Source organism: Vibrio sp. J383 (assembly GCF_023503985.1).
Taxonomy (GTDB): Bacteria; Pseudomonadota; Gammaproteobacteria; order Enterobacterales; family Vibrionaceae; genus Vibrio; species Vibrio splendidus.
The window spans coordinates 3,122,849-3,135,555 of sequence record NZ_CP097293.1; the positions used below are offsets into that span (position 1 = coordinate 3,122,849).

General features: G+C 45.5%; 10 protein-coding genes. 5 read left to right on the forward strand and 5 right to left on the reverse strand.

The window, feature by feature from the left end:
• Nucleotides 1-555 carry a gamma-glutamylcyclotransferase family protein gene (locus M4S28_RS14000; RefSeq protein ID WP_102463146.1) on the forward strand — a complete coding sequence of 185 codons (555 nt, stop codon included), beginning with the start codon at nt 1-3 and terminating at the stop codon, nt 553-555.
• Nucleotides 556-669: 114 nt separating this feature from the next.
• Here the strand turns inward: M4S28_RS14000 and M4S28_RS14005 are convergent, their stop codons facing one another.
• Nucleotides 670-1,002, reverse strand: coding sequence for a tRNA-binding protein (locus M4S28_RS14005; RefSeq protein ID WP_004734420.1), 333 nt, complete (start codon nt 1,000-1,002; stop codon nt 670-672).
• Nucleotides 1,003-1,199: 197 nt separating this feature from the next.
• Here M4S28_RS14005 and M4S28_RS14010 point away from each other — a divergent pair, with 197 nt between their 5' ends.
• Nucleotides 1,200-2,198 carry a substrate-binding domain-containing protein gene (locus tag M4S28_RS14010; protein ID WP_017080052.1) on the forward strand — a complete coding sequence of 333 codons (999 nt, stop codon included), beginning with the start codon at nt 1,200-1,202 and terminating at the stop codon, nt 2,196-2,198.
• Nucleotides 2,199-2,417: 219 nt separating this feature from the next.
• Here the strand turns inward: M4S28_RS14010 and galM are convergent, their stop codons facing one another.
• The 4 genes from galM to galE form a co-directional block, all read right to left on the reverse strand.
• A complete protein-coding gene (gene galM, locus M4S28_RS14015; RefSeq protein ID WP_249631980.1) occupies nt 2,418-3,497 on the reverse strand; it encodes a galactose-1-epimerase in 1,080 nt (359 codons plus the stop codon).
• Between the two features lie 111 nt (nt 3,498-3,608).
• Complete coding sequence (galK, locus tag M4S28_RS14020; protein ID WP_004734423.1) at nt 3,609-4,769, reverse strand: galactokinase; 1,161 nt, start codon at nt 4,767-4,769, stop codon at nt 3,609-3,611.
• A gap of 248 nt (nt 4,770-5,017) precedes the next feature.
• Nucleotides 5,018-6,070: a UDP-glucose--hexose-1-phosphate uridylyltransferase gene (locus tag M4S28_RS14025; RefSeq protein WP_249631981.1), complete on the reverse strand. Its 1,053-nt coding sequence runs from the start codon at nt 6,068-6,070 to the stop codon at nt 5,018-5,020.
• 266 nt (nt 6,071-6,336) lie between these two features.
• A complete protein-coding gene (gene galE / locus M4S28_RS14030; RefSeq protein WP_249631982.1) occupies nt 6,337-7,356 on the reverse strand; it encodes a UDP-glucose 4-epimerase GalE in 1,020 nt (339 codons plus the stop codon).
• 393 nt (nt 7,357-7,749) lie between these two features.
• Here galE and ebgR point away from each other — a divergent pair, with 393 nt between their 5' ends.
• From ebgR to M4S28_RS14045, 3 genes are all read left to right on the forward strand, one after another.
• Nucleotides 7,750-8,733, forward strand: a complete 984-nt coding sequence (gene ebgR, locus M4S28_RS14035) for a transcriptional regulator EbgR (RefSeq protein ID WP_017060801.1) — start codon at nt 7,750-7,752, stop codon at nt 8,731-8,733.
• A 324-nt stretch (nt 8,734-9,057) separates the two neighbouring features.
• Entirely contained in the window at nt 9,058-12,174 is a 3,117-nt protein-coding gene (gene ebgA, locus M4S28_RS14040; protein WP_249631983.1) for a beta-galactosidase subunit alpha, read from the forward strand.
• Between the two features lie 3 nt (nt 12,175-12,177).
• Complete coding sequence (locus tag M4S28_RS14045) at nt 12,178-12,630, forward strand: beta-galactosidase subunit beta (RefSeq protein ID WP_249631984.1); 453 nt, start codon at nt 12,178-12,180, stop codon at nt 12,628-12,630.
• The last annotated feature ends 77 nt before the right edge of the window (nt 12,631-12,707 follow it).

The window sequence follows — 12,707 nt, forward strand, 5'->3', positions numbered from 1 at the left end:
ATGTATATTTTTGGTTATGGTAGCTTGATCAACTCCTCTTCTCGTCAACTCACAGGTCAAACAGGACAAGCGATTCCTGCGATAGTGCATGGCCTAGTTCGTCATTGGAGTAAGATCGATGACAGCTATGTTTTGTCACCTTTGATCGTGAATCTCGGTGAGGGACAAGTGAATGGAGTTTTACTTGAAGTGGATGATATTGCGCTGACTGAGTTTGATCGCCGTGAGCGTGGTTATCACCGAATTGAGTTAAGAAGCGATCAGATAGAGAGCCAAACCGAGTTTAAACAGGATCAATCGATCTGGGTTTACATCAAAGACGAGATTCAAGCACCTTGCGAAAACAGCCCTATCGTTCAAACCTATGTCGATACGGTATTAGCAGGATGTTTAGAAGTGTCTGAAAGCTTTGCGGCGCACTTTGTTCAACACACACAAGGTTGGCATCACCCATTAGAAAATGATCGCCACCAGCCTAAATACGGCAATCTTGCTGGGGTTTCAGATCACCACCACAGTGTGATTGATGGCTTGATACTGACTGTTCGAAGCTAGTTGATGTACGTTATTAATGGATGTACATAGTTAATTGATCTACATCGTTAATTAATCTAAATCGCCAGTTAATCTAGGTTGGTGAGCTCGATCGCTCTCCAACCTAAAGCGATCTTAAACGACACGAATACCTGCAGGCATCGCACGTTCCGGTGTCAGCAATACACTTTCAGATTCATCTTCCGTTTCGGCACATAACAACATGCACTCAGAAGTGTGGCCTCTCATCTTCGCCTTCGCTAGATTACACAAAACAACAACCTGCTTACCCATCAACTCTTCTTCGGTGTAGTAAGGCACTAGGCTGGTCACCGTTTGTAGCGTCTTCTCACCGATATCCACTTGCACGATGTAAAGCTTGTCTGCGTTTTCATGACGCACAACCTCAATGATCTTACCGACACGCATTTCTAACTTAGCAAAGTCACCATAAGAGACAGTATCCATTTCTCACTTCCTATATTGATTTATTTTCACTCACTAAATTATTTACTAAAATTAAGTAAAATGTAAATGTTTACACTAGCATTAAGCCTAATAATTACAAGCGGTAAAGATCTCATTACTGGAAGTAAAATGAGAGTTTCGTTGCCTTGCACTCATTGTCGGTGTTAAATAGATGCAGCAATGTATAGAGGTTAAAAATGGCAACAATTAAAGATGTCGCAAGGGAAGCAGGTGTTTCTGTTGCAACCGTATCTCGAGTCGTGAATAAGTCTCCGAAGGCAAGTGCGAACTCAATTGAATCCGTCACCAAAGCGATGTCTAAACTCGGCTATCGCCCGAATGCCAATGCTCGCGCGCTGGTAAGCCAGAGCACCAATACCGTCGGTGTGTTGGTTGGTGATATCTCCGATCCTTTTTTTGGCACGCTGGTTAAGGCTGTCGATAATGTCGCTCGTGAGAACGGAAAGCATATCCTCGTCGGTAATGGCTCACACGATCGTGAAGAAGAAAGACAAGCGATTGAGTTACTGATCAATAGCCGTTGCGACGCCTTAGTGATCCACTCAAAAGGCCTGACAGACGAAGAACTGATTGCCTATGCAAAAGAAGTCAAAGGCTTAGTGCTGATCAATCGCTATATTGCTGAGATTGCCAACCGTTGTATTTTCTTGGACAACAAGAAAGGTGCGTATCTTGCGACTGAATATCTGATTCGTCATGGTCATAAAAATATTGCCTGTATCGCTTCATCGCACAGCATTGAAGATGCCGATGAGCGTGTACAAGGTTACTTGTCAGCACTCTCGGATTACAAAATAGCGTTATCTGACAGCTATATTGAGTACTCAGCTCCCACCAGTGAAGGGGGTGAATACGCCATGACCAACCTTTTGACTAAATCACTGCCAATCACAGGCATTGTTGCGTACAACGATTACATGGCGGCAGGTGCTTTGTCTGTCCTAGATGAAAACGGTATTCAAGCGCCAGACAAAATGTCGATCATTGGTTTCGATGATGGCTTGATTGCACGCTATGTTCATCCAAAGCTAACCACCATTCGCTACCCGATTCAGATGATGGCAGAGAAAGCGACACGACTCGCGTTGCACTTAGCCAAAGGTGAAAACACCTCAACGGAGCCAATGATGTTCTCTCCGACTTTGGTGCGCCGTAATTCGGTAGAGAAAATCTAAGCTCTGGTCAACTCACCAAACAACAAACAAAAAAAAGCCCTAACAGAATCGCTTCTGTTAGGGCTTTCCTACCTTACTCTGATACCCAACAATCGCGCTTAATAAATCACACACTCGTTGAGCGCCACTTTTGCTCATCCCCCAAGAACAACGCGATAACTCACATCGTTCTATTCACAAACAAAAGCAATTGGCATAACCGTTTTGAGCTAGAGCGTACTAGTTTGAAGAATCCCCCGAAAATTCAAACTGGTAACAGGTACGGTAGTTATATTCTTGTTCAGGCTTGAGAATACAACTGTCCTGCTTCCACTCTGGGTGGTTAGGAGAGTCAGGTAAGAACTGGGTTTCTAACGCCAAACCAGCGTAGTCTTCATAGCTGCCACCACTTCGGTTTGGTGTACCACCAAGCCAGTTTCCGGTGTATAGCTGCATCGCAGGTTTGGTTGAAAATACTTTTAGTGTGACGAGCGCATCTGGTGACGTTACGGTCGCAGCGCATTGAGTGCGCTTGCAGCCGTCAGCCAATAAGAAAGAGTGGTCGTAACCCTTTGCTGCTTTCTGCTGTTCATCACCCAACAAACGCTCTGAGATCATCATAGGCTGATTGAAGTCGAAGCTGGTCGATTTCACCGATTTAAGATTGCCTAATGGAATTCCTACCGAGTTGGTCGGTAAGAACTGATTGGCGTTGATGCTCACAATGTGTGACAAACAATCGTGCCCGGCTTCTGCACCAAGTAGGTTGAAGTACGCATGATTCGTTAAATTGACCACGGTTGGCTTGTCTGTGGTCGCAGAGTAATGAATGGAAACTCGATTGTCTTCGGTGAGTTCATAACGCACCGACACATTCAAATTCCCCGGAAAGCCTTGATCGCCATCAGCCGACTCTAAAGTAAACGATACAGATGTATCAGTCTGCTCGGCAATATTCCAACGACGTTTATCAAAACCGTTCGGACCACCATGTAAGGTATTGCCCGCTTGGTTGGTTTCCAGCTTGTAGTTCTGACCATCAATTTTGAAACGACCATTGGCTATTCGGTTAGCATAACGACCAACAGTTGTACCCATATAGCTGGCTTGTTTATCGAAGTTCTCCATTGAGTTAACACCCAACAAAACCTCTCTTTTATTTCCCTTTACTGGCAGGATACAGCTCAACCATGTTGCACCAATGTCCATGAATGTCACTTGCATGCCATGCTTATTTGATAGCGTCACTAACTGAGCGGATTGGCCATCATAGGCTGGGGTTTGTGTCATGGATTGATGCAGGTTTTGCTCTTGTGTCATTCTAAATTCCTTCTAGTGCCAGTAAAAAGCCTCTACCTGAAATAAAGGCTTTAGCATTTGGCCTACCATGATCTTTTTAGTTGGTAAGCTCTATATTAAGTCTCGAAGCGGTTAGATTACTTCAACTAAGCCTGCTCCGTCTTTCGCTTGGCACACATAAATAGATTCTTTTAGACCCGTCGCCGCTTGATATTTCTGCTCAACGGTTGTTTTAATTTCATCAACCAATGCAGGTGGAACCAATGCCACAATACAACCACCGAAACCACCGCCAGTCATACGCACGCCACCTTGATCACCAATCACGTGTTTTACTAGCTCAACTAAGGTGTCGACTTCTTTGACTGTGATTTCAAAGTCATCACGCATTGACGCATGTGATTCAGCCATCAATTCACCCATGCGTTTCATATCATGAGTACGCAGAGCTTGAGCCGCTTCAACGGTACGGTCATTTTCAGTGATCACGTGACGAGCGCGTTTCGCGACCATTTCATCCAACTCAGACTCTTTCGCTTTGAATTGTTCAATAGTCACATCACGAAGTGCAGGAACACCAAAGATGCGCGCCGCTTCTTCACACTGTTCACGACGCGTGTTGTATTCGCTGTCGACTAAGCCGCGTTTCTTGTTTGAGTTGATGATAACTACAGCCATATCTTCTGGCATTGAAACCGCTTGAGTTTCTAGGCTACGACAATCCAAAAGCATCGCGTGATTTGCGCGACCTTCTGCAGAGATCATTTGGTCCATGATGCCGCAATTACAGCCCACAAATTCGTTTTCGGCTTGCTGACCATTTAGCGCCACTTCGGCTTGGCTGATCTCTAGGTTGTAAAGCACCTTGAATGTCTGACCGATGACCACTTCCAGTGCCGCAGAAGAACTTAAACCTGCACCTTGAGGCACGTTGCCCGTTACAGAGATGTCTGCACCTGTAAATTCAAAACCACGACCTTTTAAGCACTTCACCACACCACGAATGTAGTTAGCCCACATCTTATCTTGTTGGAAGGTGATCTCTTGAGTTAAGTCGAACTCATCTACTGCATTTCCGTAGTCCACTGATACTACGCGCACGATGTTGTCGTCACGCTTAGCCGCTGCGACTACCGTTTGGTAGTTAATGGCACACGGTAGAACAAAACCATCGTTGTAGTCAGTGTGCTCGCCGATCAGGTTCACACGACCTGGCGCTTGGATAATATGAGTCGCTTGGTAACCAAGGACTTGCTCAAAAGATGCTTTCACGTTTTGGATTAGGTCAGACATAAGTAAACTCTCTGGTTAAACTCTTTGTTCAATTGGTTATGGCCCCTTTACGGCACCACTTTAATTCTTTTAGATTCCCTATCTCGTTCGTCTCTCACGGTAGGGAATGACAACATCAGCTTCTAAGCTCCTAACTTATAGGCCTTTCACCTGCCGTCATTCCATAATCGAGGAACGAGAAATCTGGAATCTCGCTTTTATTTAGTAACCGAGTTATCGATTAGTTTTACTATCAACGAAACAGGCGATTACTGTTCTTTGTAGTGAACGTCACTCAAATCACGAAGACGCTGCGCCGCTTGTTCTGCGGTTAAATCACGCTGAGACTCAGCCAACATTTCGTAGCCGACCATGAATTTACGAACCGAAGCACTGCGCAACAGTGGCGGGTAGAACAACGCATGTAGCTGCCAATGGTCGATGTCAGTACCTTCTTCGAAGAACGGCGCATAGTGCCAGCCCATTGAGTAAGGGAATGAGCATTGGAACAAGTTGTCGTAACGGCTCGTCAGCTTCTTAATCGCAAACGCTAAATCATCACGCTGCTCGTCAGTCAGTTCACTCATACGGCGGATGTGTGTTTTTGGCAGCAACATGGTTTCAAATGGCCACGCTGCCCAGTAAGGCACCACAGCAATCCAATGTTCGGTTTCAACCACAGTACGAGAGCCGTCTTTCATTTCAGCTTCAACGTAATCCACTAAAAGATTAGAACCTTGTTGTTCGAAGTACTCTTTTAACAGTTTTTCTTTGCGTTCAATCTCGTTGGGTAAAAAGCTGTTTGCCCAGATTTGACCGTGTGGGTGTGGCTGAGAGCAGCCCATAGTCTCACCTTTGTTTTCAAACGCTTGAACCCACAGATAGTCTTTACCTAGCTCTTCAATCTGTTCATTCCAGGTATCGATAACACCACGGATCTTGTTTACCGGAAGCTCCGGCAGCGTTTTGCTGTGGTCCGGAGAGAAACAGATCACGCGGCTCAACCCACGTACACCTTGAGTCTTGAATAGAGGGTTATCAGACTCTGGAGCATCAGGTGAGTCAGGCATCAACGCCGCGAAATCATTACTGAATACATAAGTGCCGTCGTAATCTGGGTTTTCATCGCCCGAAATACGCGTATTGGTTGGGCACAAGAAACACTCTTTCTCATACGCAGGAAGCTGCGCAGTCGATGGTTTTTCATCTTGGCCACTCCAAGGACGCTTTGCTCGGTGCGGTGATACCAAGATCCACTGACCCGTTAATGGGTTATAACGACGGTGCGGATGGTCTACTGGGTTAAATTCAACTTTTGACATGTTTAGATTGCTCTCAAATTTTGTGTCTTGGTCAATTAACCAAGATGAATAATTCTTCTACAAGGAGATTCCCTATCACGCTCGTTCCTCGCTGTAGGGAATGACGTGTGATCTCGTTGTGCTATTTGTGCAAAGGCAACCGCTTCATAGCCTTATGCTCATCCGTCATTCCAGAATCGAGGTACGAGATATCTGGAATCTCGCTTTTCTCATCTCTGCTTTCCCCAAAGAAATCGGAGATACAGCTAACAACGCTGCGGCTTCAATTACGAAGGGGAATAGCCGTTCGGGTTATTCGACTGCCAATTCCACGTATCTGCCGTCATCTCCATCACGCTACGCGTCGCCTTCCAGCCAAGCTCGCGCTCTGCTTTTTCAGTGCTTGCCCAACATTCAGCAATATCACCAGCGCGGCGTGGGCAAAGTTCATAAGGAACTGGCTTACCCGATGCTTGTGCGAAGGCTTCAACCATCTCGAGTACGCTTGAGCCTTTGCCCGTGCCTAGGTTGTAAATGTGTAAACCCGCCTTCTCGCCCACCGCTTTCAATGCGGCTACGTGTCCGTCCGCTAAATCCATAACATGAATATAGTCGCGAACGCCTGTGCCATCGACTGTTGGGTAATCGTTTCCAAAAACAGCCAATTTTTCACGGCGACCTACCGCTACTTGAGCAATAAACGGCATCAGATTATTTGGGATACCTTGTGGGTCTTCACCCATAGTGCCCGATGGATGGGCGCCAACTGGGTTGAAGTAACGCAGTAATGTCACACTCCAATCGTTCTCAGCGTTGAACAAATCACTCAAACATTCTTCGACCATGTACTTACTGCGACCATAAGGATTAGTTGTTGCACCCGTTGGAGAGCTTTCAGTAATTGGCACTACTTCTGGATCACCGTAAACGGTAGCCGAAGAGCTAAATACAATGCTCTTCACACCCGCTTTCTTCATGCTGCGAGCTAACACCAATGATCCATTGACGTTGTTATCGTAGTACTCCAAAGGCTTGGACACCGACTCCCCAACCGCTTTCAGGCCAGCAAAGTGAATCACAGCTTGGATATCGTTTTCTGAAAAAACGCTATCTAGAAAAGATTGATCACGAATGTCGCCAAGATAAAAAGTTGGTCGCTTACCGGTCAATGATTCGATTCGCTCCAGTACTAGCTCTTTGCTGTTGCAAAGGTTATCAACAATGATTGGCTCCATACCCGCCTGTATCATTTGAATACATGTATGACTTCCGATGTAACCCATGCCGCCCGTAACCAGTACTTTCACAATCAACCTCTCTTTGTCGTCATTCTTGGACTAACTCGAACTGATATTCAGCTCAGTAGCACCGTATGCCAGAAATAGTAGCAGCCATTTTGACTATAATTCTGTGATCAAAACCACGAAGTGTAAACGTTTACACTAGCTCATATCATTGTTACTGAACGTGACATAGGTAGAACCTATAAACAAATACATCTAATTCATTGAATTTTAATAAGATAATTATAGATAGTTAGATTTGAGACATCATAGAGGAGTTGAGCATTTATTTTACTAAAAGTTAATGCAATGACTTCCAGTTTGATTACAATAGGTCTGTAGAATAAAGAGGTGCATTGCTTTTTTACTAAATACCAATTTCAAAGCAGCGCAATGTTCCAATAACAGGAAGTGAGTATGGCAACGTTAAAAGATATCGCGACTGAAGCACATGTTTCATTGGCTACAGTTTCAAGGGTTCTCAATGAAGATCCAACATTAAGCGTCAAGGAAGAGACCAAAAGGCGTATCTTTGAAATTGCAGAGAAGTTGGAATACAAAACCAGCAGCTCACGAAAAGCCGTTAGCAGTAAAAAACAAAATCATCACTTCCTTGCGCTGTATAACTACAAGCAAGAAGCTGAAGTGAATGACCCTTACTATCTATCGATTCGCCACGGGATTGAAACCCAATGTGACAAGATGGAAGTTAAACTAACCAACTGTTATGAAAGTAAAATACACGTAAATTCAGCGCCTATCACTGGTGTATTGTTGGTGGGAAGAATGACACCGGAGGTTATCGAACAAGCCAAAAAGCTAAGCGATAATATCTGTTATGTCGATTTCACTGATCACTCTGAACCTTATGACTCTGTCGACATCGACCTGGCTTTGATCAGCAAAGAGATCACCAACTTCTTTATCAACCAAGGCTATCAACGCATTGGTTTTATTGGCGGACAAGATAACGTCAACACTCCTGATATTCGCGAAGTCGCCTTTGCTGAATACGGTAGCCTTAAGAATGTTGTCAGCGAGCAAGACATCTATCGTGGAGACTTCTCTAGTTCTTCAGGTTATAAGCTTGCAAAACAGATGCTAGCGACGGGCGACTACCCTAAAGCCATGTTTATTGCGTCAGATTCCATCGCAATTGGTGTTTTACGAGCCGTTCATGAGCACGGATTAAACATTCCTGAAGATATTGCGTTGATTAGTGTAAATGACATCCCAACAGCTAAATTTACCTTCCCATCTTTATCGACTGTTCGTATTCACTCTGAACTAATGGGAATTCAAGGCGTTAACCTGTTGATTGAGAAAGTACGCGACGGCCGTACTATCCCATTACGTGTCTATGTACCAAGCAAATTAAAGCTGCGTGACACGACAAAATAGTTAAAAATATCAAACAGATAAACTAAGGCTACCTTTGTTGAAGGTGGCCTTTTTTGTGCCCATCACATACGCCTATATACACATACATACCTCTTTAGCCTGCTTCATAAAACAGCCAATAGCATTCTTTTAAGTGGATCACACAGCACTGTAAAAAGACCATAAAAAACGTGATGGAGTTAAAGTAAAACGTTTTCACCAATTTCATTTAGTAAAAGTTTTACTAATAATTACCTCAGTCCAAAAATACTCGTATTCACTACGACCCAATTACGCATAAGAACGTCGGTCAGCAAATTGCATCTAGGCCGAGAGAGAGGCAACGTGAACAACTGGGAAAACTTCCTGAATTTACATGAGAACCGTATGGCACCGCGTGCATATTTCTTCTCATACGCATCAGAAAAGAATGCAAAAACGTTTCAGCGTGAACTTAGCAGCCACTTCCAACTATTGAGTGGCCAATGGAATTTCAGCTATTTCACCAATCCACTATTGGTTCCTGAAGAGTTCTACTCTCAAGAAATGAAAGACTGGGGCCACATTACGGTTCCAAACATGTGGCAAATGGAAGGCCACGGCGATCTTCAATACACAGATGAAGGTTTCCCATTCCCAATTGATGTGCCTTTCGTACCATCAGACAACCCAACCGGTGCATACCAACGCTCTTTCTTCCTTGGCGAAAGCTGGGACGAGAAACAAACCATCATCAAATTTGATGGCGTTGAAACTTATTTCGAAGTTTACGTAAACGGCGAATACGTAGGTTTCAGCAAAGGCAGCCGCCTCACCGCTGAGTTCGATATCTCTAACCACGTAAAAGCAGGCAACAACCTACTTTCTATTCGCGTGATGCAATGGGCCGACTCAACCTACATTGAAGACCAAGACATGTGGTGGACGGGCGGTATCTTCCGTGACGTTTACCTAGTGGGCAAAGAACAGCTGCACGTTCAAGACGTTACCGTTCGTACTGACTTCGACGACGCTTACCAAAGCGCTACTCTGTCGTGCAAAGTGGAACTAGAAAACCTAGCAGCAGCGGTAAACGCAACCCTTGAGTACGCATTGCTTGATGGCAGCCAAGTTATCTCGCAAGGCTCTGTAGATAGCTTAGCCGTCCCTAATCATAAGACTAGTGGCAATGTAGATACTCAATTCTCTATTGATGTGGTTAACCCTGTTCAATGGAACGCTGAAAACCCTTACCTATACCAACTGTTGCTTACGCTGAAAGACGCTGACGGCAAGGTACTGGAAGTGATTCCACAACGCGTTGGTTTCCGTGATATTAAAGTTCGCGATGGTCTGTTCTACATCAACAACAAGTACGTGATGCTGCACGGTGTGAACCGTCACGACAACGACCACCTGAAAGGTCGTGCTGTTGGCATGGATCGCGTAGAGAAAGACTTAGTACTGATGAAGCAACACAACATCAACTCAGTACGTACGGCGCACTACCCGAACGACCCACGCTTCTACGAACTGTGTGACATCTACGGCCTATTCGTGATGGGCGAAACTGATGTCGAAACACATGGCTTTGCGAACGTTGGTGACCTAAGCCGTATCACTAACGATGCTGCATGGGAAGCGGTGTTTGTTGAGCGTATCGAACGTCATATCCACGCTCAAAAGAACCACCCTTCTATCATCATGTGGTCACTGGGTAATGAGTCTGGCTACGGTTGCAACATCCGTTCTATGTACGATGCAGCAAAAGCGATTGATGACACGCGTCTAGTTCACTACGAAGAAGACCGTGATGCTGAAGTGGTCGACATCATTTCAACCATGTACTCACGTGCTCAACTGATGAATGCCTTCGGTGAGTTCCCACACGAAAAGCCACGCATCATCTGTGAATACGCACACGCAATGGGTAACGGCCCAGGCGGTTTAACTGAATACCAAAACGTGTTCTACAAGCATGACGCGATTCAAGGTCACTATGTTTGGGAGTGGTGTGATCACGGTATTCTGGCGCGTGATGAAGCAGGCACAGAGTTCTACAAGTACGGCGGTGACTACGGTGACTACCCGAATAACTACAACTTCTGCATGGATGGTTTGATCTACCCAGACCAAACTCCAGGCCCAGGCTTGAAAGAGTACAAGCAAGTGATTGCCCCAGTGAAGCTTCGCGATTTCGATGCACAAACGGGCACCTTCACAGTAGACAACAAGCTTTGGTTCTCAAACATCGATGACTACACCATCACTGCGGAAATCCGTGCTGAGGGTAAAACCATTGCGGTACAGCATATCAAGGTTGAAGAGCTGGCTGAGAACTCTAGCCGTGAACTGACGCTTAATTTGCCAGAGCTTGATGAGCGTGAAGTGTTTGTGAACTTTACAGTTCGTAAGGATTCTCGTACTTCATACAGCGAAGCGAACCACGACATTGCGGTTTATCAGTTCCAAGTGAAAGAGAACACAGCACAACTTGACGCCTTCACTAACAATAATGCGACAGCACTGAATGTTGAAGAATCTCGCTTAGCCTACCTAATCAAAGGCCACAACTTTGCTCTGAACTTCTCGAAAGTGAACGGCAAACTGACGTCATGGTTAGTGAACGGTGAAGAACTGATTAAGTCAGAGCCGAAGCTGAACTTCTTCAAGCCAATGATCGATAACCACAAGCAAGAGCACGATGGTTACTGGGAGCCTGCGCACCTACAGATCATGCAAGAGCACTTCCGCACGCTAAACGTTGAGCAAGTTAACGGCAAGGTAGAGATCACCACCACCAGCATCGTTGCTCCACCGGTATTTGATTTCGGCATGCGTTGTGAATATCGCTACCAAATCAGTGCAGAAGGCCAACTGAACGTTGAGCTAAGCGGTGAGCGCTACGGTGATTACCCACATGTGATTCCAGTGATTGGTTTCGATATGGGCATCAATGGCGACTTCGACCAAGTTCAATACTACGGCCGCGGCCCTGAAGAGAACTACCAAGACAGCAGACAAGCCAACATGATTGATGTTTACCAATCAACCGTGGCTGACATGTTCGAGAACTACCCGTTCCCACAAAACAACGGCAACCGCCAACACGTTCGTTGGGCTGCGCTTTCAAGCCGCGCGGGTAATGGTATTGCAGTAAAACCACAGCAAGAAATCAACTTCAGCGCATGGTTCTACACCAACCAAAACCTACACCAAGCACAACACACCATTGAGCTAGAGAAGAGCGGTTACATCACGCTAAACCTAGATCACCAAGTGATGGGCTTAGGCTCGAATTCTTGGGGCAGCGAAGTGCTCGACTCTTACCGAGTTTACATGGACGAGTTCCGCTACGGCTTAACTCTGATTCCATTCCAAGCAGGCGATTGCGACGCGCAGCACCTAATCAATCACAACTTTGGCGATGAGTTTTTTACGGCGAATACACCGAAAGCTCAACCACAACAGAACGAGGCATAAGCGATGATCGTTTTAGACAACCTAGAGCAATTTAAAGTCGTTTACCGCGACGGTCGTAAATGGCAACGCTGTGTAGAAGCGATTGAAAACATCGGCAACATCAAAGATGGCGTGATGTATTCCATTGGTGACTCACTGGCTTACATGATTGAAGACGGCGTGGCTCGTAACACCGAAAACTTTACTGGCAACCGTCGTTACTTCGACGTGTATTACTACCTAGAAGGTCGTGAAACCGTCGAGTTCGCAGCCAAGTCAGAGCTAGAGCAAATCCAAGCTTACAGCGATGAAACTGACCGCGAACACCTAATGGGTAACGGCGAGACTTGCGAGTTAGCTGAAGGCCAAGTGGCGATCTTTGATAACAGCAAAGCCTACCGATTCCACGGTGATAACCGAGTTCGTAAAGTGGTGCTAAAAGTGACTATCGAAGACGGTTACTTCCTTAATAAGTAAGTAACTGGAGCTAAACAAACGAAAACAACAACAAGATCTATTCACAGTGTGTACTGAGCCTTGCCGTTCAAGGCTCA

Coding starts and splice junctions, on each gene's coding strand:
- M4S28_RS14000 (WP_102463146.1), top strand. CDS start 1: ATGTATATTTTTGGTTATGGTAGCTTGATCAACTCCTCTTCTCGTCAA.
- M4S28_RS14005 (WP_004734420.1), bottom strand. CDS start 1,002: ATGGATACTGTCTCTTATGGTGACTTTGCTAAGTTAGAAATGCGTGTC.
- M4S28_RS14010 (WP_017080052.1), top strand. CDS start 1,200: ATGGCAACAATTAAAGATGTCGCAAGGGAAGCAGGTGTTTCTGTTGCA.
- galM (WP_249631980.1), bottom strand. CDS start 3,497: ATGACACAAGAGCAAAACCTGCATCAATCCATGACACAAACCCCAGCC.
- galK (WP_004734423.1), bottom strand. CDS start 4,769: ATGTCTGACCTAATCCAAAACGTGAAAGCATCTTTTGAGCAAGTCCTT.
- M4S28_RS14025 (WP_249631981.1), bottom strand. CDS start 6,070: ATGTCAAAAGTTGAATTTAACCCAGTAGACCATCCGCACCGTCGTTAT.
- ebgR (WP_017060801.1), top strand. CDS start 7,750: ATGGCAACGTTAAAAGATATCGCGACTGAAGCACATGTTTCATTGGCT.
- M4S28_RS14045 (WP_249631984.1), top strand. CDS start 12,178: ATGATCGTTTTAGACAACCTAGAGCAATTTAAAGTCGTTTACCGCGAC.